Origin of the sequence: Velocimicrobium porci, from assembly GCF_009696045.1 — a bacterium.
Taxonomy (GTDB): domain Bacteria; phylum Bacillota; class Clostridia; order Lachnospirales; family Lachnospiraceae; genus Velocimicrobium; species Velocimicrobium porci.
This window is the reverse complement of record NZ_VUMT01000025.1, coordinates 1-23,198: the sequence shown is the minus strand read 5'-3', so window position 1 is coordinate 23,198 and position 23,198 is coordinate 1. Positions and strand designations below refer to the sequence as shown.

Below are 23,198 nucleotides of genomic sequence, written 5' to 3'. Positions count from 1 at the left end.
TCCTATTCGCTCCTTAGGGCATCAATCGGATTTAATTTTGCAGCTTTACTTGCCGGCAAATAACCAAATAAAATTCCTATCCCAGCTGATATTCCAAAAGAAACAAGAGCAGTCTGAATGCTTGTTGTAGCTTGCATTCCCATTACACTTCCAAGTTTCGTTGTAACTACAGCTCCCAAAACAATTCCGATAACTCCGCCTATACTGCTTGTTGTTCCCGCTTCTAATACAAATTGACGCATAATATCTTTCCGCTTTGCTCCCAGAGATTTTCGAATACCAATCTCTTTCGTACGCTCCGTTACTGACACCAGCATAATATTCATAATCCCAATTCCTGCAACAACCAAAGAAATACCTGCAATGCCTGCTAAAACTGATGTCATCAATTTCTGCTGATTTTTAATTTCTTTCAATATGTCAATCATATTCGTAACAGAATACGCCTTTGTTGAATGAAATGTATGAAATAAATAACGTTGTAAATTTTTAGTTTCTTCCTCAACAAGCTTACTATCCTTTGCAAAAAACAAATAATTAGATATGGTTCCCATTCCTGCTAATTTTGCAACCGTTGTGTACGGTGAATAAAAACAATTATCTTTTGACCATTCAGAAGAATCCGACTCCTCCTTTAAAACACCAACAACCTTAAATTCCTCACCATTTACATACACAAGATCTCCAGGCTTTGCTTTTCCATTAAATATTGTATTATTAATATAACTTCCAATCACACAAGTCTTATTCCGGATAGCCGTGTCGGAATAGGTAATTCCACGCCCCGCCTGTAACTGACGTTTCATAATTTTAATATAACTTTCATCAACACCGGTAACGGTAATGCCATCTTTTGTCTTTCCGCCAAACTTTACACTTCCGGTAAACGTTATATTAGGGGTCGCTCCAAGCATTGTATCTTTATGCTTTTCAACATAGTCATAAATGTCTTCTTCTTTTAAAACAGGATTTCCATTTCTTCCATGTATTTCAACTGTAATATTATTAACGCCCATGTCTGCATAAGAATTTAACATCTCATTTGTCATACTCTCCATCAAACTTACTAAAATAATAACAGATGCAACACCTATTATCATTCCAAGCATAGTAAGAAATGATCTCATGCGATTGCCAATAATATTAAGCCATGCTAATTTCATTGTTTGCCATAATTTCATTTCTATACTCCTTTGCCGTGCCATCAAATAAAACTTTACCATCTAATATCTTTACAACTCTTTTTGCTTCCAATGCAATCGAATTATCATGCGTAATAAGTACAATTGTATTTCCTTCTTCGTTTAATTGCTTCAACAAATCAAGCACTTCTCTGCTTGTTTTAGAATCCAAGGCTCCGGTCGGTTCATCTGCTAAAATCAAAGAGGGATTTCCTACTAATGCTCTTGCAATTGACACTCTTTGCTGCTGTCCTCCCGAAAGCTGGTTTGGAAGCTGGCTCCATTTTTCTTCCAGACCAACTTTTTTTAAACCTTCCATAGCTCGTTTTTTTCTCTCTTTTTCACCAACTCCTGCATATAAAAGAGGTAAACTCACATTATCTAATAAATTCTGTTTGGGTAAAAGATTATATTGTTGAAATACAAACCCTATCATTTTATTTCTAACTTCTGCTAAAGCATCCGCCTTCATTTTACTGACATCTTTCCCCTCCAAAATATATTCACCTTTTGTTGGTACGTCCAAAGCTCCAATGATATTCATAATAGTTGATTTACCACTTCCCGACTTTCCAACGATTGCTACCATCTCACCTCTTGAAATCTGCAAATTAATCCCATCACTGGCATGAATTTCTGTATCACCCATCTTATATATTTTATAAATATCTTTCAACTCAATAAATACATCATTCTTCATTCACTTTACACTCCTGACTATTCCATGCTGTCGGAACCATCTATTTCATCGGTTCCTTCCGTTCCATCACCTTCGGAATAAGAACCATCTTCTTCGTACATTTCGTCACCATACATATCACCATACATGTCATCTCCAGACATCGAATCATCATACGGAATATAAATTTCTTCTCCTTCTTTTACTCCTTTTTTAATTTCTACATTGTCACCATCATTAATTCCAATTGTAACTTCCACTTCTTTAAAACCATCTGGTATCTCGGAAAATTCATCTGTCTTTTTTGCCTCTTTTGATTTTACATACAAAATATTGCCTCTTTGAAGACAAGAACTTGGCACTGTAAGAACATTGGCAGCCTCTTCAATAACAATCTTTCCGGTAACATTCATGCCCGGAAGTAAATTTCCGAACTCTTTAATTTTTATAATGACCGGATAAGTAGTAATTCCATTATTGGTTGTTCCTTTCATGCTTACCTGTTCAACTACACCTGAAAAGCTATCATCTGGCAGTGCAGAAGCCGTTACCGTTACTTTTTGTCCTACTTTTATGTTTCGAATATCCATTTCATCTACATTCATTTGGAAATTCAATGCTGATAAATCATAGATAATCGCCATTGCACCGGATGAACTTTCAGAAGAAGGGTCAATAATATCCCCTTTCTTTTTCGATTTTGTAATAACCTCACCTGATATTGGAGCCTTAATAAAATAACTCTTTAACTGCTCTTTTTGAGCATTCAGCGCATTTTCTGCCTCTTTAATTCCGGTTTTAGCATTATCAATCTGACTTTCCATATCTTTTGATGAAAGCTTCATAAGAGGACTATTTTTTTTAACCCACTCTCCTTCTTTTATGTACAATGCTTCTATTTTTCCCTCTCTCTTTGCTGTAATCTTACCCTCTGTTTTAACCTGAAGAGCACCGGAATTATTACTTTGAATATTATTAATTATAGCCTCTGCCATATCACCGGCTCTAAGTCCACCAGGATTTTTTATCTCAATCTTAACCTGCTTTGTAACAATCCCTCCGTCTAATACTTGCTCCAAACCATCAATTTTTTTAACTACCCCTGTTATTTTTTCTCCACTTGAGTCTAAAATAACCGTCGCTTTTTTCCCAATCCAGGAAGTATTTACTTCACTTGCAGGAAACAATACTTCCAAATATATCTGCTTACTGTTATAAATATCTGCGATAACAGTTCCCGCCTGAACCATATCACCTTTTTTCACATGAAGCTTTTTTATGTAACCTTCCTGGTCTAAATTGGAGGACAATTCTTTTTCTTGTAAAAGTAAATCCTCATAAGCCTTTTGCGCTTTTTCTACACCAAGCTCAGCACTCTCCATTGTTGTTGAAATTTCATTGGTACTAATTTGATACAGCAATGCTCCTTTCTTTACAGTTTCTCCTTCTTTAAATGGTGCTTTTAATATTTCTCCTTTTACCAAAGATTTTACTTCATATTGATTCATTGGCTTCAAAGTGCCTTTTCCTGAAATGACAGATTGCACATCACCTTTAACAACCTGCGCTGTCATAACCTCAGTCATATCATCCGACGTCTTATCTGCCCATTTTTTCCATGCAAAGACAGCACCACCAATAAGAATTACTCCAATAACTACTAATTTTATTATTTTTTTCTTTGAAATTCGCTTCCATTCTATCTTTTTCATATAATGCAATACCTTTCCTTTACTTCATCACAACAAGAACACGGATTGCTCCTCCTTGCTGTTCCACATATCCATAAATTGTATTTCCATTTACTTCTGTAATATCCTCTAATTTGCCTGAATAATAAGTTCCATTTGTAAGATAATACACTAGTGCTTTATCAGAAATCCGATATACATTTTTCCCTGTATTCGCCTGCTTACCATCAATAAAACGAACCGGAACGGAAACCATATCTTTCATCTCTTTTATTTTATTATTTTCAATCCGAAAAGCCTTCGGACCAATACCCTGGCCCCAATTTACCTTTTCATCGACTTCATACTCACCGTCAGTTCCTCCAATATTACATATAAAAGAAACCTCCGAATATTCTCCTTCATTTCCATCTTTGATTTCCTTTAAAATACCATATTGATAAACGGTTCCTGTAACATTGGCAAGAACCATATCCGTTATCTCTCCTAAATTATTCGTTCTATAATAGAGAATATTTCCAACATTCCATTTTAGCTCCTCCAGCTCTTTTTTTGAAACACTAGTATAATTTTTATCATTTACATCAATAATTCTGGCATCATCTGCTATTTTAATATTTTCTGATGTAAAGTTTATATTTCCCGGATGAATTAGTTTCTTAATCGTAGGGACAGTTGTGTCAAAAGATACTTCTACAATAGATCCTTTTTGAATTGTTTTGTCCATACAAACAAACTCACGAACAACTCCACTTGTATCTACAAGTTTAATTGAATCTTTTAATCCAAATGTTCCATTTACTTCCTTTATCATTTTAGTTTCCCTTTGGAGTACATATCCAACAATTGTAACTCCCATTTTTTCCACCGGATAGATGGCTGCAACTGCATCTTTAGGTCCAAATAATAGAACAACATCACTTCCAACCTGAATATTTTTTTCTGCAAACTGACCTCCCCATTTGTTTTCACCAAGTGAATATTCTTTTTGTAAATTTTCTCCATAAACAGGATTTCCTTTTAAACTATAAGTTTTTCCAGCCACTGTAATTTCTTCTGGTGCAGTTCGATCTGGTTTTATTTCGTTTACAACACCATATACCCTCTTACTATAATCCCATATCATCTTTAATTCTTTTGAATAATAAAGAATATCATAATTCTCAATCTGATTCGCAGTTATCTTCTTTCCATTTTTATTAATTATTGATGACTCTACCTGAAAAGGAATCTGATTTCTCCAATTTCCTATTGCAGTAACAGAATTAATCGGTAAAACCTTATAAGCGAAATCATCTCTGCCCAGTAATAATACAATAAAATCACCTTTTTTAACTTTTGTTTCCTTAAAATTTTTCTTCATTATTTTTGGGTGTTCAGCTGTATACACAGTCCCATCCACACTAAGTTCATTCAATTGCGTATTCTGAATCGTAAATGCATCTAAAACACCATATACTTTCTTATCATAAATCCACATCTTCTTTAATTCTTTTATATAATAAACTACACTATATGGTTCAATTGATTGATTATCCACTTTTTGATCATTTAAATACAACTCAAAATTTTTCAATGAAATTGGAAGTTTTTTCTCCCAACCTTCTTCTGCTATCATAGTTTTCACCGAAAGAACTGATGCAATTTTCTTTTCTCTCCCTAATAATAAGACAATTTCATCTCCTGCTTCTATTTTGTTTTTCTCTAATAATGTAGAAATCCGTTTGGAATGTTCCGTTGCATAACGCTTTCCATTGACTGTAATCGACTCTACACCATCTGTATTAGCTGCTATTTCACTCACTGTTCCAAATACTTGTTGGTCATAAACCCATAATTTTTTCAATTCTTTTACATAGTATACAATATTGTAATTTTTTATATCAGATGCCAATGCCTTTTTCCCATTTTTATACACTTCAAACTGCTGAAGCGACATTGGAAGTTTTTTCTGCCAGCTATCCTTTACAATAATTGCTCCTTTTCGCTTTTTGGCTAACAATGACTGATAATCAATCTTATTACTTTTTGTTACTGAATATCCAATCGTTGTCGCATATATTTCACCACTTTTTTTCTTTGCATTTAACAGGTTATAAAATAAATACATACAGTCCGTTTGATTTAGCACGCTTGCTTCTCGTTTAACAATATTTTTTCCTAAACCAAGCTCCTTATATTTTTCATATCTTGCTTCCGCCAGATTTCCGCTAAAATCCTCTTTTGAATATCCTAACAAAGTTAAGACACTATAAATCGCTTCTCTCACTGTAATTCCTTGATTTGGCTTAAACTTACCACCTAAATATCCACTCATATACCCCTTTGTAGCTACAAAGTTAATATAAGAAGCATTTTTATCCTCTTTGTTAACATCCTTAAAAAATATTCGTTTTTCCGTTTTCGCTATTTCTCCCGAATATGGAGAAGCTTGTGCAAGCATCTTTGCAAATTCTGCTCTCGTAACTTTTTTCTTTGTTCCAATCATCTTCCCTTTTTTGTCGACTGTAATACCCGTCAATGCCATAACATCTTTTGTCTGTTCTTTTGTTGCCGCACAGCACCCATTCTTTTCACTGCCAAGGCTAATTACAAACGCAACAATAAAGACAGAAACTATGATTCCAATTCTTTTCTTCATTCCTAATCCAAGCCTCCTATTATTTCGTTCAATCTGTGTTTTTCTCTAAAAATTTTAATAAATTCTTTTTCAACTTTTTTATCATAACAAATAATTACCATCTATTTCTTACTTCTCTCTTACTCTTTACCAACAATTTTTAGAAAAAGTTTAATAATTTATTACAATGTTAATTTTATGAAAAAAAGAAGGCTATACTTTAATTCTCTTTTATTTAATTTCTAAGAAATTATTAAGATATCATTTGTTTTTGTTAAACTGGAATATGAATGACAATACTCCTTTCGCATCTGTGCACATCCTCGCGGAGCGTTTTTGCTTTATAGGAGACGAAGTTTCCTATAAAGCAAAAAAACAATACTTCATGTCCAATAAGAAACATGAAGTATTGTTCATTTTCATAGTCCTGGGCTACAAGGATTCGAACCTTGAAATGACGGAGTCAGAGTCCGTTGCCTTACCATTTGGCGATAGCCCAACATTTTTTCTTTCGTTCGATTTATTAACACCGCACCGAACAGTTAGTATTATATAACAATTAAATTCAAAATGCAAGTGTTTTTTTTATTTTTTTCATTTTTTTTGCTTCATTTTTCATCTGATAGCCTTTTATCTACCATTTTACTTGATTTCCGCTCTAATTTTATCTAAAATTTTATTTGCAACATCTTCTTTTGACATAACCGGAAGCTGTTCTTCCTCTTTCTTTGTAATAATGGTAACAACATTTGTATCTGTTCCAAATCCTGCACCGGCTTCTTTTAAATTATTAGCTACTATCATATCTAAATTTTTCTTTTCAAGTTTTTTTCTGGAATTTTCAAGCATATTTTCTGTTTCCATAGAAAAACCGCATAGATATGTTCTCTCTGATTTTTGTTGACCTAAATATTGCAAAATGTCAGTTGTACGCTCTAATTCAATCGTTAACTCTTTGTCTTTCTTTTTTACCTTTTCCATTGACACAGTCGCCGGACGATAATCAGCCACTGCTGCCGCTTTGATTACAATATCCTTATCTTCATAATGTTCTTTTACCTTCTGATACATCTCTTCCGCTGTTACTACCGGTATCATTTTTACAAATGGAGGACAAGGCTGTGTCGATTGTCCTGTTATTAATGTTACTTCTGCCCCTCTAAGCATCGCCATTTTCGCAACTGCATATCCCATTTTTCCAGTAGAATGATTTGTAATATAGCGAACCGGGTCAATTGCTTCTCTTGTTGCCCCTGCTGTTACCAACACTTTTTTCCCAGCTAGGTCTTTTTCAAAAGCAATTGCCTTCATGATATAAGCTAAAAGCACTTCTTCACTTGGCATTTTTCCATCGCCGATATCTCCACATGCCAGATAACCATAATCAGGAGTAACAACTTCCATTCCATATTTTCTCAAAATTGCAAGATTATCTTGAACAATCGGATTGTGATACATATGTGTATTCATTGCAGGTGCTACAATTTTCGGACATTCACAAGCTAATACTGTAGTAGTAAGCATATCATCAGCAATTCCGTGTGCCATTTTCGCTATAACATTCGCTGATGCCGGTGCAACTAATACAACATCTGTTTCTTTTGCTAACGAAACATGCTCTACTGAATATTGAAAATTCCTGTCAAATGTATCAATCAGACATTTATTTCCGGTTAATGTTTCAAATGTAATTGGATTTATAAAATTCGTTGCATTTTTTGTCATCAAAACTGTTATTTTACAATTAAGCTTTTTTAATGTACTTGCTAAGCCTGCTATTTTATACGCCGCAATGCTTCCTGTCACTGCCAGCACAACATTTTTTCCCTTTAACATGTCTTTCTCCCATTCACTTACTGTCTGTTTTCCGGTTTATTTTTATCAAAAATAATTTTTAATCCTTTTAAAAGCAACGCTTCGTCTATAATAATCTCATGCTTACAATGTGGTATAATACTCGAAGCAATTCCTCCTGTTGCCAGCACAACAGCTTTTTGATTCAATTCTTCTTCAATACGCTCAATCATCCCATCAATACAAGCTGCATTACCGACTACAATTCCACTTTTCATACATTCAATTGTATTTTTTCCAATTATCCTTCTTGGAGCTTCCATACTAATTCTTGGAAGCTGCGCCGTGTTAGAAACTAATGCATTCAATGAAGTATTCACTCCGGGCAAAATTGCACCTCCAACATAATTTCCTTTTTTGTCAATAACGGAAATCGTAGTTGCAGTTCCCATATCTACAAAGATAATTGGTGGTTCGTATTCCCGTAATGCTGCAACAGCACTAACAATCATATCACTTCCAACCGAAGCAGGATTGTCCATCAAAATATTGAGTCCTGTTTTTACACCAGGTCCAACTACAGATGCTTTTTTATTAACAACCTTTTCTGCCGCACGGCGGATTACATTTAACAACGGCGGAACGACAGATGATATAATAATCCCCTCAATCCGTTTTACATCTATACTATATAATTCAAGAACATTCTTTATACTAATTGCATATTCCAGTTCGGTCTTAGATGAATCCGTAGACATTCTTTCTACAAAGTGTATTTTTTCATCATCAATACATCCAATTACTATATTTGTATTTCCCATATCTATTGCAAGAACCATTTTATTTTCCTCCTAATTCCGGATTCTGGATTTTAAAAATACCCGTCCAATTGCTGTCACTAAAATTGCTGAAACAATTGCTTCCGGTATCCCATTTGTCCCAATTACGACCAAAATTGTTCCATATAAAGCCTCATAAGCAATCTCTTTTACTGCCGCATAGCTTTCACCAAAAAATAGATAAATAAGATTCATAACGAGAAGTGTATTCGTCAAAGAACCTATAACACCAGAAATCGCTAATGCAGTTACCATCGAGTGTTTACTGTTTTTCATAACTTTTCTTACTAACTTATAGACATAATAAGCCACAATTCCAATTAAAATTCTTGGAACAAAACAAATAATTAAGCTTTTCACACCACCATGGATTTCTCCCATTGTATAAAATGGTGAGAATACAAATGATGTTACTGTTGGAGCAAACGTATTATTAATCAGGCTTGTAAGCCCAAATATTCCACCTAAAATTGCTCCTTTTTTTGGTCCAAGTACTAATGCACCTATTATAACCGGCACATGAATAATCGTTGCCCTGATTACTCCCAGTGGGATATAGCCAAGTCCCGGAACCATCGCCATAATTATAATGATAGCTGTAAATAGTGACATTTGTACTAACCCTGTTGTTTTTTTGGATCTGTTATTCAATTTTTTACCCTCCTGTTATTATTCCCGATTGGGATACAATACATTTACCGCTGGTATTATAACATTTTTCCTAATGTTGTACAAGTTATGATGTCTAATTATTCCATCAAATGATGTTGGGGTCAAAACATATTTTGACCCCTGATACCTACGGATGACTACGCACTTTGTGCTCCCGTCATCCTAAAAACATTCGAAATCCGCCCTGTTCGGTCTACTTTCTCATGTTTTTTCGGGTCTCAAAGTCATGCTTTTTCATGCTGGCATGAAAAGCATGACCTTTTGACCCTGGTATCATCAAATGCATGAATGAAATTTCATTTCTTGATTTTTAAAAAAAGTAAGCTATAATGGTAGAAAAAGAAATGGAGGTTTTAAAATGGATATTTGTAAAGAAGTAGACGAACTGAAAGAACAGCTTATTACTTTAAGAAGAGCATTTCATCAAATTCCGGAACTTGGAATGGAAGAATTTAAAACAACCAAAAGAATCATAGAAGAATTACAAAAAGATAATATAGAATGTCATGCAACAGGAAAAACCGGAGTTGTCGCATATATCGGTCAAGGTGAAAAAACAATTGGACTGCGTGCAGATATTGATGGTCTTCCTGTGACAGAACAAACCAATGTAGCTTATACATCTACCCACACCGGAAAAATGCACGCTTGTGGTCATGATGCCCATATCACCGCTTTATTAGGTGCAGCAAAAATTTTAAAAAAACATGAAACCGAATTAAAAAACCGTGTAAAACTTATCTTTGAACCTGGAGAAGAATGTTGTAAGGGTGCGAAATATATGTGCAGTATGAAAGAGTTGGATGATGTAGACTGTATCTTCGGACTTCACGTTTTCACAGATATTCCATGTGGCAAAATTTCAATTGAAGCCGGTCCAAGAATGGCAATTACTGACTTATTTCACATTGATATCACCGGGAAATCAGGTCATGCCGGAAAACCCCACCAATGTATTGATGCAACCGTTGTCGGATCAGCGATTATTATGAATATCCAGGCAATCCGAAGCAGAGAATTAGACCCTTCCTGCTCATCTGTTATCTCCATTGGTCATTTTACATCCGGTACCCAATATAATGTAATCTCCGGAAGTGCATTAATCGAGGGTACTGTCCGTACATTCTCCCCAAAAGACAGCGAAGAAATAAAGGAAGCACTCACCCGTATTGCTGAAACAACAGCTGCAGCTTACCGTGCAAAAGCAAAGGTTGTTTATGAAGAATCTATGCATCCGGCCGTCGTTAATGATGAAAAAGAAACTGAAATTGCATTAAATGGAGCAAAAAAAATATTTCCAGAAACAATGTTTACTTCAGTTCCACCAATATTTTTAGGCGAAGACTTTTCCTTATATCAACAAAGAATCCCCGGGGTTTACGCTTTTGTCGGTGCAGGGAATTCATCTATTGATTGCTGCTATCCTAATCATCACGACCATTTCAATATAGATGAAACGTCTATTTTAACTGGGGCTAAGCTGCATCTTGCTTATGTAATGGAACATAATTTTTAAACCAAAAATTAGAATCCAGGAATGCGAAAAAAACTTTTCAACACTCTTGGATTCTATTCTTTCCGCTATTTTATATAGCTTTCCAATACCGAAACAGCATTTTTTACATTCTTACTGTTAGACACAATACCTATTACGGGATCTGAAATCTGCGTATCATATTTTTCAAACTGCTTAGACCCTTCCAAAGAAATTCCATAAGCTGTTTCTTCTTTTTGCTCTTCTGTAGAAGCAAAAACCAGCTGTTCTTTCACCTGACTATATTGATCAGTCGGAAGTAATTCCGCTAAATCACAAAAAAATCCTAGTTTTGCATACTTTTCAAAAACAGAACGATTTGCAACAATGATATCCAGCTCATTGGCATAGTAACATACGGAAAGCTTCTGTTCAGATGACATATCCCCCTGCTCTTTTTCACTTATATAATAACTGTCATCCAGCATCACAATTTCCCGTTTTTCTGGTTTTAGCAAAGTTTCTATCTCTTGCTTCATCTCTTCTATTTTGCTTTCTTCCATATTCGAATTAACCAAAACCATCTCAAAAATAAGCTTATCTTTCGGTCCAAGAATCGTAACGAAAAGATAAATTGCAAATATAGACAAAACAATAATAGCACATAGTTTTAATAAATAATATTGGGAAAAATACTGCCACTTTTCTTTTCCATTCATTTGGCTCCATTTTTCTTTCTCCGATTCTTCATTTCTTTTTGAATAAATGGAGGCAGAATCATCTAATCTCGTTTCTTTCATAGTTTACAAAGCCTTCCTTAAAATACTCTATATTTACATAATCTCCACAAAATAATAGACTATTACATATATTTTGTCATTTATAATATATGTAATAGTCTATCATAGAATAGAAAAGAATAAAATAATTTAATTCTAAAATAAAAATAAAGTCTTTATTGTTGGTTAGCAGCAGCCGGTTCATCTTCCTCATTTTCAACCATTTCTGCTTCTGTTAATTTATTTTCTTCGATAAAATCTTTTAGTTTTTCTTTTTCTTCTTCTGTAAGCAATCCCTCTAAGCCAATCATAATCGCCAGCATTTTATCATTTTGGATAACCCGCTCAATATATCCGGTATCTCCATTTTGAAGGAGTGCCGGAGGTTTGGAAAAGGCTGAATCTTCCATTTCCGTAATTTCTCTAATTCCATCAACAACAAGAGCAATATTAACATCTCTTGATAATTTTCCGATAATCAATTCTGTATCATTTGTAATTGGTGGCTGGGACATTCCAAATTTCGTTCTTAAACTATAAACCGGAATAATCTCACCACGAAGGGTAATAATTCCCATGATATGCTTTACTGTATTAGGAACCTGTAAGTATTGTGCCGCCTTTTCTATTCCCTGTGTACGCGCAACATCCAGTCCATAGAGTTGCGAACCCACTGTAAAAAACATTACTTTCTTTGCCATACTTCATTCCTCCTACTCACTATTTTTTCTTTCCAACACTAATACTTTTAAGATATGCATTAATAAATGGATCAATTTCTCCATCTAAAACTGCACTCACATTACTAATCTCCTCATTTGTTCGATGATCCTTTACCATCGTATAAGGCTGCATCACATAAGAACGAATCTGACTTCCCCATCCAATTTCTTTTATTTCTCCACGAATGTCGGATTCCTTTTGTAAATTTTCTTGTTGCTTTAATAAATACAACTTAGCCTTTAACATCTGCATTGCCTTATCTTTATTCATATGTTGAGAACGTTCATTTTGGCACTGCACTACAATTCCTGTTGGAAAGTGAGTAATACGAATCGCAGAAGAAGTCTTGTTAATATGCTGACCACCAGCCCCACTGGAGCGATAAGTATCAATTCGAATATCATCGTCTGAAATTTCAATATCAATGTCTTCTTCAATATCTGGCATCACATCGCAGGAAACAAAAGATGTCTGCCGTTTACCCGCCGCATTAAACGGAGATATACGGACTAACCGGTGAACTCCTCGCTCTGATTTTAAATATCCATAAGCATTTTCACCATTAACTTGGAGAGTTACCGATTTTAAGCCTGCCTCTTCTCCATCCAGATAGTCTAACATTTCTACCGAAAATCCCTTCTTTTCAGCCCATCTTTGATACATACGGCATAACATGCTTGCCCAGTCACAGCTTTCTGTTCCGCCTGCTCCTGCATGAAGTGTTAAAATGGCATTGTCCCTGTCATATTCTTCTGACAAAAGTGTCGAGATTCTCAATGTTTCATAGTCTTTTACAAATGTAGCGAATAATTCCTCAATCTCAGGTATCAAAGAAAAATCATTCTCTTCGTATCCCATCTCAAGAAGTGTTTCTATATCCTCATATTCGCCATTCAATTGATTGTAATTGTCAATTGTATCCTTTAAGCTTTTCAGTTCCTTCATCGCCTCTTGTGATTTTTCCGGGTTATCCCAGAAATCCGGAGCTTCCATAAGAAGCTCCAGCTCTTCTATTCTTAGCTTTTTATTCGCCAAGTCAAAGTGAATCCCCGATTTCTATTAATGGTTGTTTGTAATTTGCTAAATCATATTTATACTGATCTAATTCGACCATTCAATTTCACCTCTTTAATTTCTTTTCTCTTCTAACAATTTCTTATCTAAAATTAATAATTTTTACCACAGCACTGTTTATATTTTCTTCCGCTTCCACATGGACAAGGATCATTTGGCTGTATTTTTTTACCGGTACGACGAACAGGTCCCTTTGCACCTTCATCTTTATTTGTACCGGTTACTTTAGCAACCTGCTCTCTTTCTACATTTTGTTCAATACGGACATGCATCAATGCTTTTACCGTCTCCTCTGCAATTGCTTCTGTCATCTCATCGAACATTTCAAAGCCCATAAATTTATATTCTACCAATGGATCTCTCTGACCGTATGCCTGAAGTCCAATTCCCTGACGAAGCTGATCCATATCATCAATATGATCCATCCATTTACTATCAATTACTTTTAATAAAATAACACGCTCTACTTCACGAAGATGTTCAATTTCCGGAAATTCTGCTTCTTTTGCTTCGTAAATTTTTACAACAGTTTCCTTAACCTGCTGTACTAATTCATTCTTTTTAATATGCTTTATCTGTTCCTCTGTTAATTTTACAGGAGCTATTGGAAATACAGGAAGTAAAAGATTATTTAGCTCTGCCATATCCCAATCTTCCGGAAGCTGTTCATCACTAATGCAGCGGTTTACAAGACGCTCTGCTGTATCTGTTATCATTTTATAAATTACATCACGCATACTTTCTCCGTCTAATACACGACGGCGTTCTGCATAAATGATTTCTCTCTGATCATTATTTACCTGATCATATTCTAATAAGTTCTTTCTGATTCCAAAGTTATTATTTTCTATCTTCATCTGAGCTTTTTCGATTGCATTGCTCAACATTTTATGCTCAATCTGCTCTCCCTCTGGCATACCTAATGAGTTAAATACACCCATTAACTTTTCAGAGCCAAACAGGCGCATTAAATCGTCTTCCAAAGAAATATAGAAACGGGATACGCCCGGGTCCCCCTGACGACCGGCACGTCCACGAAGCTGATTATCAATACGTCTGGATTCATGACGTTCTGTACCAATAATCTTAAGTCCGCCAAGTTCTACAACCCCCTCGCCTAACTTAATATCAGTACCACGACCAGCCATATTAGTCGCAATTGTTACAGCACCATATTGTCCTGCATCTGCAATAATTTCCGCTTCAATTTCATGGAATTTAGCATTTAATACTTTATGAGGAACACCTTTTTTCTTCAGCATTGCACTAAGCTCTTCTGAAGCTTCAATTGTAATCGTACCTACAAGAACAGGTTGTCCTTTTTCATGGGACTCTACAATCTCTTCTACAACTGCATTCAGCTTTTCTTTCTTTGTTTTATATACCGCATCCTGCATATCAACTCTTTTAATTGGAAGATTTGTAGGTACTTCAATAACGTCCATACCATAAATATCTCTAAATTCTTTTTCTTCGGTTAATGCAGTACCAGTCATACCAGATTTTTTCGCATATTTATTAAAGAAATTCTGGAATGTGATTGTAGCAAGTGTTTTACTCTCACGTTTTACTTTTACATGTTCTTTCGCTTCAATCGCCTGATGTAAGCCATCCGAATATCTTCTTCCAGGCATGATACGCCCAGTAAATTCATCAACAATAAGAACCTGGTCATCTTTTACAACATAATCTTTATCACGGAACATAAGGTTATGTGCACGAAGTGCAAGAATAATATTATGCTGAATTTCGAGATTTTCTGGATCTGCAAGGTTTTCAATACTAAAGAATTTCTCAACCTTTTTTACACCTTCTTCGGTTAAGTTCACATTCTTATCCTTTTCATTTACTACAAAATCTCCTGTTTCTTGAATATCCTCTTTCATAAGGGCATCCATCTTTGTCAATTCTTTTGCTTCACCACGAACTAACTGTCTTGCAAGTACATCACAAGCCTCATATAATCTGGTTGATTTTCCACTCTGACCTGAAATAATCAAAGGAGTTCTGGCTTCATCAATCAAAACAGAGTCAACCTCGTCAATGATAGCATAATGCAAATCTCTTAATACAAGCTGCTCTTTATAGATAACCATGTTATCTCTCAAATAATCGAATCCTAATTCATTGTTTGTCGCATAAGTAATATCACAATTATAAGCAGCTCTTCTTTCTTCACTATCTAATCCGTTTAAAATAACACCAACTGTCAATCCTAAAAATTCATGAATCTGTCCCATCCACTCAGCATCACGTTTCGCAAGATAATCATTAACCGTAACAATATGAACTCCTTTTCCCTCCAACGCGTTCAAATAAGCAGGAAGTGTTGATACTAACGTCTTACCTTCACCAGTACGCATCTCTGTTATTCGTCCCTGATGTAAAATGACACCACCGATTAACTGAACACGATAGTGACGCATACCAAGTACTCTTTTAGCCGCCTCTCTTACCGTTGCATATGCTTCTGGAAGAAGGTCATCCAAGGTTTCTCCATCCTGAAGACGTTTTTTAAATTCTGGTGTTTTATTTTTTAATTCTTCATCTGTTAATTTTTCAAATTCTGGTTCTAATGCTTCAATCTTATCCACAATTGGATAAACTAATTTTAATTCCCGTTCGCTATGTGTCCCAAATATTTTTGTTATTATACTCATTTTATATTTCACTCCTATACTTTTTATCACATGGAGAGATTTCTCACCAAATAACAACCTATCCAGTATTGTATCATTTTTAGGCTATTATCGCAACTTATTTCTTCCTATTAGGTATTGGAATTCCAACTTTCTTAACAGTTCCTTTACTAATAAATGCCAGATGCGTGTTACATGCTTTTTGCAACAATACTCCTTTCGCATCTGTGCACATCCTCTCGGAGCGTTTTTGCTTTATAGGAGACGAAGTTTCCTATAAAGTAAAAAATGAGGGTGCCGTAAAACATGGTTCTTACACAATCGCTTACCAAGCTAGGCAAAGCAATATTCTGTAAATTTCCATATTTTACAACACCCTCCCCTCATAAAATTATTCTACAATAAATTTCTTAAGCAATACTTCCAGTTCTTTTGAAAGAGCCAATATTTTTTCCGACGCTTCACTTACATTTTGACTCGATAAACCAAAACTTTCACTTGTTTCTGCTACTGACTGGGTTGTAGCTGCAAGCTCTTCTGAAATCGCATTTGCATTTTCAATCGAACAACCAATATTTTTAGAAGTAACAATGTTTTCGTTTGAAATTGCTGAAATATTGGAAATCTGTGGTAAAATCGCCTCAATATCTTCTGAAAGTTTTCCAAATGATTCCAATGTATCTACAATTGTATTTCTCTGCTTACTCATCTGTTCATTCATAAGCTCTGTAGAATGTATCAACTGCTGACCATCGTTAAATACATGGCTGACAACCGACCCAATTTCACTTACTGACTTCTCACTTTGTTCCGCAAGCTGTCCAATCTCCTGTGCAACGACACTAAATCCTCGTCCGACCTCACCGGCTCTTGCTGCTTCAATGGAAGCATTGAGAGAAAGTAAATTCGTCTGAGATGCAATTTCTCCAATCGTTGATGTAATACTGCTGATGGATGTAATACTCTGATTCATATTTTGAATTACTTCATTAAATTTGTTGAAGTTTTCATTAAAGCTTTCAAACGTCTGCTGTAAATTCTGCATATCTTGTTTTCCAGATTCCAGCTTTTCATTTGTTTCAGAGGCAATACTTGCCACATTCCCAATATTCGTATCAACCTTTTCAATATTCACATTGAAATTTTCCATCTCAATATTAATATTATAGATTTCTTTCGATTGCTCACTATTTCCAGTCGTAATTTCACTTAATGAAGTAGATACTAATTTTGTGCTGGTTTCCAATGTATTTGAAGTTTCCTCTAAAACTTCCATTTGAGCAGATAACGTTGCCATAATATTCTTTACAGAAATTAAAGTATCTTTAATTGCCTTTACTGTGCTATCGACAGACTTATAAATAACTCCAATTTCATCTTTTTTCTCTAATTCTTTTTGATCCAGCTCGATATTAAAGTTACCTTGCTCTAGTTCCTCTAATTTTCCTTTTAACTTAATCAGACGTTTACCCAGTTTATTGCCTAAATAAACTGTAATCAAAATAACCAATAAAACTCCTAGCGTACCAAAAATTATAAATAATTTATATAAACCATTTACTTCTTTTGCAAAATCACTTTTATTGATTTTAAAAACCATAGTCCAGCCATTTGTGTTTTCTACTTCTTTATAAAATAGTACATTGCCATCTAATTCAACATTCCCACTTTCCCCATCTAAAATAGACTGGTATACATCTGCTGACTCTTTTAGGGAAGCATCTTCTTTCGCTGCTTCGATTACATTATATTGATTATGTACTTGCTCCATATCAAGTGAAGCAATTGTAACTCCATCTCCACTTATAATACTAGCCTCACCGCTTCCCATATATTTCAAATCTGTAATAAGGTCAGATAAATAAGAACTATCGAAGGTACATGTAATTGCACCCGATACAGTTCCATTTTCATATAGTGGAACACCAATAAATATAATCTGTTGGTTTGTTTCTGTATTAAACGAAGGATTACTAATATAAGTTTTTCCATTCATCATATTTTTAAAATACTCTCTGTCCGAGATACTACTTTCAAACCCGTCAGTTGACTTTAATTGACCATCTGTCGTAATATATCCAATTGAATTAATCTCTAATGTTTTGGCGTATTCCTCAAGTATTTTCTTCTTCTCTTTAAATGTTGTTTTCGCTGTATATACCCTGGAATCTGCCGCAATTGCTTTTGCTGTGGAAAACATGTTATTTATATCAGAAAGTAAATTATCATTTGCATCTTCCACTAATCTTGTAACACTTTCCTCTTTGATCTTAACCATATCATTTTTTACATATTGAAACGTTGCAACGAATATTATTATAAACGAAATTGCAACACCACCACAAAACCGCTTAATTAAATATGAACTTATACTTTTTTCACCTTTCATACACTTATCTCCTTTGTCATCTGTAAAATATACAAACAGTTACAAAATTATTATAGTCCCATTAGCAAAGCATATCAACTATTATTTTCCTAATATTTGTTTCACACGATTATGAATATTTTTTAAATTCATTTCCTCACTGACAGCAGTCATTGCTTCCATGCAGATTGCTGATGCTGCCAATCCTATCCTTGCTGTTTCCTCAATCGAATTGCCTTCTTGCTTTGCCAAAGCTATCGCAGCCATAATAGAGTCACCGCAGCCTATTGTATTTACAATATTGTAATCCGTATAAGACGCTCTTCCACGATTACGTTTATTTGCAAAGCAGATTTCATTCTGTCCCACTGTAACAAAAACATTTTTAACCCCGGCATCCAGCAAAACATCTACCGCTCTTTTCAGACTTTTTTCATCTTCTATTTTAACTTCACTTAAAATCTCCAATTCAAAACAATTCGCCTTTAGCGTATCCAGATACCCTAGAGCTTTCTTTAATTTTGCTGCTTTTTTTATAGACACAGGTTCGGCTAAAATTGGTACCGTGCAATTTTTAGCAACAAACATAATTGCCTCTTCTGATAAATTGGCATCCACAACAACCAAATCGCTATGATTTATTATCTCTAATTTCATTTGAAGAAAATCTCTGTTTAAATCATCGTATAGCCTCATATCATTTACTGCCAATTTCATAGTTCCATTAAAATCATTAATACAAAGATACGTAGAAGTCCGTTCTCCCTGCCGAATCATAGAATTCTGCATCCCAACACCAATTGCTCTTAAATTTCTTGCTATCTCCTGTCCATATACATCATCACCTAAAACAGTAATAAACTCAACCTGCCTGCCAAGTCTTTTCAGATTCTCAGCAACGTTTCTTCCAGCACCTCCATGTGTCACTGTAATCAGACCCGGATTACTATCTTCTTCCAACAATCCGGATTCGGAAGTGCCCGAGATGTCTACATTCGTTCCACCAATTACTGTAATGTATCCTTCTTCCTGCACTACATATCCCTTTCCTTTTATTTTTCCTTTTTTCATTAAGTTTGAAATATGAACTGCAACCGAAGATCGGGTAATATTGGCTCTTTCAGCAATTTCTTGCTGGCTGATAAACGGGTTTTCTTTAATCCACTGTAAAATCTCGCTTTCACGCTCTGTCATATAGCTTCCTCCAAATAAACATATGCTTATCTATTAATCTTAGGTTTAAGATACTCTTTTTCATTTTCTTTGTCAACTATTTCAAAACAAACTTTGCGTGCCAGATGCGTGTTGCATGCTTTTTGCAACAATACTCCTTTCGCATCTGTGCACATCCTCGTGGAGCGTTTTTGCTTTATAGGAGACGAAGTTTCTTATAAAGCAAAAAAAAGACTGTATGAACGAACTCTCAAAATAAGAGTTCGTTCACAAACAGTCACTTTTCTTTTATCTAATTCTACATTCTGGTTAATACTTCACTGAAACCTATACTATTAAAATTCAGGTTCAATTAAACCATATGTGTTTCCTTTTCTCTTATAAACAACATTTACTTCATCTGTTTCAGCATTGCGGAATACAAAAAAGTTATGTCCTAATAGTTCCATCTGAATACAAGCTTCTTCGGCATCCATTGGTTTCATCGCAAAACGTTTGCTACGAATAATTTTAATCTGCTCATCATCTGGAATCTCTTCTTCCACAAATGCTTGGTTAAAATTACCTGCAGATTGCTTTTGATCTACAAGTTTATTCTTATATTTTCTCAATTGACGTTCAATAATCTCTTCTACTAAATCAATTGATACATACATATCATTGCTAACTTGTTCAGCCCTTACTATATTCCCCTTCATTGGTATTGTAATTTCAATTTTCTGTCTGTCCTTCTCCACACTAAGTGTTACATGGATTTCTGTTTCAGGAGTGAAGTAACGTTCTAACTTTCCAATCTTTTCGTAGACTGCTGATTTTAATCCCTCTGTCACATCAATATTTTTGCCGCTTATAATAAATCTCATAATGTCCAACTCCTTTAATACAAATTATAAATAATGGGTGTCCCATCTATTTATAAACATATTATACCATAACTTTTTGAATAATCAAGAAAAAACCAATAAATTCTTTTGTATATTTTACATTTTTTCTGTTTATTGTCAATAAATTTATACATAATAGTTCTTTTTGTTTTTGTATTGTATTTGTTTTTTGAAAATTGTTTTGTCAAGGTCTGTTTCTTTCTTTTTTCTATTTTTTTTTATTTTAACACTTACAACAAAACAAATATTCGAGCTTGACAATGTTTTCACAACAAAAATTCACACTTCACTTTTGTGGATAATGTGGATAACTCGGTGTATAACTTTTTTTCTTTATAAAATCGCACTTTTCAATGTGGATAACTTTGGGATAACTATGGGATAAATTTCCCCCTTTTCCACCTCGATTCGTCAATACTTTGTAAAAGTATTAAAATCTTTGTGCATTATGTATATGTCCTATTCTGTCAACTACTTTTTTCGACAATATTCCTATTATTTTAAAAAATAATTTTCTAATCATTTTTTGAATTATCAAACTATTATAACATTACATTTTTAAAAAACAACGTTTATTATAAAGTAAAAAACGTTGTACTCTTTCAACTGTAATAAAAGAATACAACGTTTTATCCGTGCTAACTATTTAATTCTCATCTATTTTTCTACCATATATGTCAACTTTATCGGCAAGAAATGGAGCAAGACCAACGAATTTGGCACCATAAATATAATTCTGATCTTCTAATTTCTGTCTTCTAATAATTTTGACAACAGCATAAAAGAAATCATTGTCAACTAACTCAATTCTGCCATCAAAATAATAGTCAACCGGCAGTTCTTTTTGGGTCCGGAATCCAATGCCTGCCTTAGAGATATCAACTACTTCCAAATCTACATTTATGTCATTTAACTCGATATAATCCTGTTTATATAGCTTACTAACTCCTAATGTTAAATTAAGCGGTAGTCTTCTATATTTACGACGCTCATATCCATTATTCATAATCCCCATCCCTTCTTCTATCAAAAGAAAAATTAACCTACAATTCTTCTTGCACAATATGGTGTTCTATAGTTCCATGTAGAAATTTTGATTCCTGTTTTTCTATTACTTGCATGAACAACTTGTCCACCACCAATATACATAGCTACATGATTTACTCTTCCGTTACTTGCATAACAAATTAAATCTCCTGGCTGTAAAGAACCAAAGTCAACTCTTCTTCCTGCACCAGCCTGTTCTCTTGATGTTCTTGGAATACTAATTCCGAAATGAGAATATACTGATTGTGTAAATCCTGAACAGTCTGTTCCATTTGTTAGGCTTGTTCCGCCATAAACGTATGGGTTGCCAACAAATTTTTGTGCATATGCTGCAATTGCAGAACCACTTCCAGATTGAACCGGCTTGTCAGCTGCCTGACTGCTGGAAGAACTTGAGCTATTTGAACTACTTGAGCTGCTTGAGCCACTGGAACTGCTGTTAGTTGTTTTAGAGTAAGAGCTTGAGCTACTAGAGCTACTTGAACTACTAGAACTACTGGAAGAAGTAGTATTATTGCTTGCTGCCTGCTGTTGTCTTTCTAATTCTAGTTGTCTTAATCTCTCTTCTTCAGCTTTTTTAGCTTCTTCTTCCTTACGTAGTTTTTCTTTTTCTTCTTTTATAGAAATTGCTTCTTCAAATTCAACATCAACATCAACATAATCTGCAGATACATATCCCTTTGTGCTATCGGAACCTTCGCCTTCTGCTTCATCTACAAGAATCTTATACCAATCGCCTTTTTCTTTTAGAATTTCATATTTTTCACCTTCAGGGATTAAAGTAAGAGTCGCAGATTTTGTTGTTTTTTTCTCTCTAACTTTTAATGTGGTAGTATTAACTACTGCCCATTTTGTTGCATATTTATCAACCAATTTTTCTGCATCTTCACCGATTGCAAGATAGTCAGCGTTTATGTATCCAATTACGCTTCCAGACTGAATCTTAACCCAATCACCTTTTCTTTTTAAGATTGTAGCAGCAGAGCCTTTATAAAGTTTACCTTTAATCTTACTTTCTGTATCAGGTTTTTTACGAATATTCACATAATCATTAGCAATAGAAATTCCGACATTTTCATATTCGGATTTTTTTTCTTCTTTTGCTTCTTCTGCTTTTTTCTCTTCTTTATCTGTAGTAGTTGTTTCAATAGAATCAGCAACATCTGTATATTGATCTAAGGATACTGTAATACCAGCTAAACCTGCGTCTGGGCAAATTGGGTCAGCTAAAACATTTGGTGCCTCAGCTGTCGCAAGCATTGCTGCAATTGCACTGGCGCACATAACGGATTTCACTGCAAATACCTTATTCATCTCGTTTTTTCCTCCAATTATTAAATCTTTATTCTAATTTGTTACAAAACTATTAACTTACTTTTCTTGTGACATTATAGCAAATTTCTAGAAAAAAGTCAAGGTTTTATGGAGTTACCACCACGACAAACGCATGAATGAGTATCCTTTACCAATTTTGTTTTTCACTATTTTTTAAGCTTCTAAGATTTCTTCCAAGTATTGAATTGGGCGCAAGCTAATAACAAACCTTTTCTTTCTCATTGAC

Annotated in this window: 17 protein-coding genes and 1 tRNA gene; 1 reads left to right on the top strand and 17 read right to left on the bottom strand. The window is 34.5% G+C overall.

Features of this window, described 5'->3' with window-relative positions:
• Positions 1 to 2: 2 nt before the first annotated feature.
• The 8 genes from FYJ58_RS12625 to FYJ58_RS12590 form a co-directional block, all read right to left on the bottom strand.
• The gene (locus tag FYJ58_RS12625) at positions 3 to 1,181 is read right to left on the bottom strand and encodes an ABC transporter permease (protein WP_205839256.1); all 1,179 of its coding nucleotides are present in this window, start codon (positions 1,179 to 1,181) and stop codon (positions 3 to 5) included.
• Positions 1,144 to 1,881, bottom strand: coding sequence for an ABC transporter ATP-binding protein (locus tag FYJ58_RS12620; protein WP_154520081.1), 738 nt, complete (start codon positions 1,879 to 1,881; stop codon positions 1,144 to 1,146). Before FYJ58_RS12620 ends, FYJ58_RS12625 begins: the two co-directional genes overlap by 38 nt.
• 17 nt (positions 1,882 to 1,898) lie before the next feature.
• Entirely contained in the window at positions 1,899 to 3,572 is a 1,674-nt protein-coding gene (locus tag FYJ58_RS12615) for an efflux RND transporter periplasmic adaptor subunit (RefSeq protein WP_154520080.1), read from the bottom strand.
• A gap of 19 nt (positions 3,573 to 3,591) precedes the next feature.
• On the bottom strand, positions 3,592 to 6,192 hold the full coding sequence (locus FYJ58_RS12610; RefSeq protein ID WP_154520079.1) for an S-layer homology domain-containing protein: 2,601 nt from the start codon (positions 6,190 to 6,192) through the stop codon (positions 3,592 to 3,594).
• Between the two features lie 406 nt (positions 6,193 to 6,598).
• Positions 6,599 to 6,670, bottom strand: a tRNA-Gln gene (locus FYJ58_RS12605).
• A 143-nt stretch (positions 6,671 to 6,813) separates the two neighbouring features.
• Positions 6,814 to 8,007: a bifunctional phosphopantothenoylcysteine decarboxylase/phosphopantothenate--cysteine ligase CoaBC gene (gene coaBC / locus FYJ58_RS12600; protein ID WP_154520078.1), complete on the bottom strand. Its 1,194-nt coding sequence runs from the start codon at positions 8,005 to 8,007 to the stop codon at positions 6,814 to 6,816.
• A 17-nt stretch (positions 8,008 to 8,024) separates the two neighbouring features.
• The gene (locus FYJ58_RS12595; RefSeq protein ID WP_154520077.1) at positions 8,025 to 8,804 is read right to left on the bottom strand and encodes a type III pantothenate kinase; all 780 of its coding nucleotides are present in this window, start codon (positions 8,802 to 8,804) and stop codon (positions 8,025 to 8,027) included.
• A 12-nt stretch (positions 8,805 to 8,816) separates the two neighbouring features.
• A complete protein-coding gene (locus tag FYJ58_RS12590) occupies positions 8,817 to 9,455 on the bottom strand; it encodes an ECF transporter S component (RefSeq protein WP_331464201.1) in 639 nt (212 codons plus the stop codon).
• A 379-nt stretch (positions 9,456 to 9,834) separates the two neighbouring features.
• Between FYJ58_RS12590 and FYJ58_RS12585 the strand changes: the two genes are divergently transcribed.
• Entirely contained in the window at positions 9,835 to 10,992 is a 1,158-nt protein-coding gene (locus FYJ58_RS12585; RefSeq protein WP_154520076.1) for a M20 metallopeptidase family protein, read from the top strand.
• Positions 10,993 to 11,057: 65 nt separating this feature from the next.
• Here FYJ58_RS12585 and FYJ58_RS12580 read toward each other — a convergent pair whose 3' ends face one another.
• From FYJ58_RS12580 to FYJ58_RS12540, 9 genes are all read right to left on the bottom strand, one after another.
• Positions 11,058 to 11,750, bottom strand: a complete 693-nt coding sequence (locus FYJ58_RS12580; protein WP_154520075.1) for a hypothetical protein — start codon at positions 11,748 to 11,750, stop codon at positions 11,058 to 11,060.
• A gap of 155 nt (positions 11,751 to 11,905) precedes the next feature.
• Positions 11,906 to 12,430: a chemotaxis protein CheW gene (locus tag FYJ58_RS12575; protein WP_154520074.1), complete on the bottom strand. Its 525-nt coding sequence runs from the start codon at positions 12,428 to 12,430 to the stop codon at positions 11,906 to 11,908.
• Positions 12,431 to 12,449: 19 nt separating this feature from the next.
• Positions 12,450 to 13,566, bottom strand: a protein-coding gene (gene prfB / locus FYJ58_RS12570; RefSeq protein ID WP_154520073.1) for a peptide chain release factor 2 whose coding sequence is annotated in 2 segments (ribosomal slippage) — positions 12,450 to 13,490 and positions 13,492 to 13,566 — 1,116 coding nt in all. Because the reading frame shifts where the segments join, the coding sequence is not laid out codon by codon here.
• A 52-nt stretch (positions 13,567 to 13,618) separates the two neighbouring features.
• Positions 13,619 to 16,186, bottom strand: coding sequence for a preprotein translocase subunit SecA (secA, locus tag FYJ58_RS12565; RefSeq protein ID WP_154520072.1), 2,568 nt, complete (start codon positions 16,184 to 16,186; stop codon positions 13,619 to 13,621).
• A gap of 370 nt (positions 16,187 to 16,556) precedes the next feature.
• Entirely contained in the window at positions 16,557 to 18,554 is a 1,998-nt protein-coding gene (locus tag FYJ58_RS12560; RefSeq protein ID WP_154520071.1) for a methyl-accepting chemotaxis protein, read from the bottom strand.
• Positions 18,555 to 18,635: 81 nt separating this feature from the next.
• Positions 18,636 to 19,727 carry a PfkB family carbohydrate kinase gene (locus tag FYJ58_RS12555; RefSeq protein WP_154520070.1) on the bottom strand — a complete coding sequence of 364 codons (1,092 nt, stop codon included), beginning with the start codon at positions 19,725 to 19,727 and terminating at the stop codon, positions 18,636 to 18,638.
• Positions 19,728 to 20,041: 314 nt separating this feature from the next.
• Positions 20,042 to 20,569, bottom strand: a complete 528-nt coding sequence (gene hpf / locus FYJ58_RS12550; RefSeq protein WP_154520069.1) for a ribosome hibernation-promoting factor, HPF/YfiA family — start codon at positions 20,567 to 20,569, stop codon at positions 20,042 to 20,044.
• A 667-nt stretch (positions 20,570 to 21,236) separates the two neighbouring features.
• The gene (locus FYJ58_RS12545) at positions 21,237 to 21,596 is read right to left on the bottom strand and encodes a PilZ domain-containing protein (protein ID WP_205839255.1); all 360 of its coding nucleotides are present in this window, start codon (positions 21,594 to 21,596) and stop codon (positions 21,237 to 21,239) included.
• Positions 21,597 to 21,628: 32 nt separating this feature from the next.
• A complete protein-coding gene (locus FYJ58_RS12540) occupies positions 21,629 to 22,951 on the bottom strand; it encodes a C40 family peptidase (RefSeq protein ID WP_154520067.1) in 1,323 nt (440 codons plus the stop codon).
• Positions 22,952 to 23,198: the final 247 nt, after the last annotated feature.

What these genes read in the sequence shown, in the direction of transcription:
- FYJ58_RS12625 (WP_205839256.1), bottom strand. Translation starts at nt 1,181, where the DNA reads ATGAAATTATGGCAAACAATGAAATTAGCATGGCTTAATATTATTGGC.
- FYJ58_RS12620 (WP_154520081.1), bottom strand. Translation starts at nt 1,881, where the DNA reads ATGAAGAATGATGTATTTATTGAGTTGAAAGATATTTATAAAATATAT.
- FYJ58_RS12610 (WP_154520079.1), bottom strand. Translation starts at nt 6,192, where the DNA reads ATGAAGAAAAGAATTGGAATCATAGTTTCTGTCTTTATTGTTGCGTTT.
- FYJ58_RS12580 (WP_154520075.1), bottom strand. Translation starts at nt 11,750, where the DNA reads ATGAAAGAAACGAGATTAGATGATTCTGCCTCCATTTATTCAAAAAGA.
- secA (WP_154520072.1), bottom strand. Translation starts at nt 16,186, where the DNA reads ATGAGTATAATAACAAAAATATTTGGGACACATAGCGAACGGGAATTA.
- FYJ58_RS12560 (WP_154520071.1), bottom strand. Translation starts at nt 18,554, where the DNA reads ATGAAAGGTGAAAAAAGTATAAGTTCATATTTAATTAAGCGGTTTTGT.
- FYJ58_RS12555 (WP_154520070.1), bottom strand. Translation starts at nt 19,727, where the DNA reads ATGACAGAGCGTGAAAGCGAGATTTTACAGTGGATTAAAGAAAACCCG.
- FYJ58_RS12595 (WP_154520077.1), bottom strand. Translation starts at nt 8,804, where the DNA reads ATGGTTCTTGCAATAGATATGGGAAATACAAATATAGTAATTGGATGT.
- FYJ58_RS12575 (WP_154520074.1), bottom strand. Translation starts at nt 12,430, where the DNA reads ATGGCAAAGAAAGTAATGTTTTTTACAGTGGGTTCGCAACTCTATGGA.
- FYJ58_RS12615 (WP_154520080.1), bottom strand. Translation starts at nt 3,572, where the DNA reads ATGAAAAAGATAGAATGGAAGCGAATTTCAAAGAAAAAAATAATAAAA.
- hpf (WP_154520069.1), bottom strand. Translation starts at nt 20,569, where the DNA reads ATGAGATTTATTATAAGCGGCAAAAATATTGATGTGACAGAGGGATTA.
- FYJ58_RS12585 (WP_154520076.1), top strand. Translation starts at nt 9,835, where the DNA reads ATGGATATTTGTAAAGAAGTAGACGAACTGAAAGAACAGCTTATTACT.
- FYJ58_RS12540 (WP_154520067.1), bottom strand. Translation starts at nt 22,951, where the DNA reads ATGAATAAGGTATTTGCAGTGAAATCCGTTATGTGCGCCAGTGCAATT.
- FYJ58_RS12545 (WP_205839255.1), bottom strand. Translation starts at nt 21,596, where the DNA reads ATGAATAATGGATATGAGCGTCGTAAATATAGAAGACTACCGCTTAAT.
- coaBC (WP_154520078.1), bottom strand. Translation starts at nt 8,007, where the DNA reads ATGTTAAAGGGAAAAAATGTTGTGCTGGCAGTGACAGGAAGCATTGCG.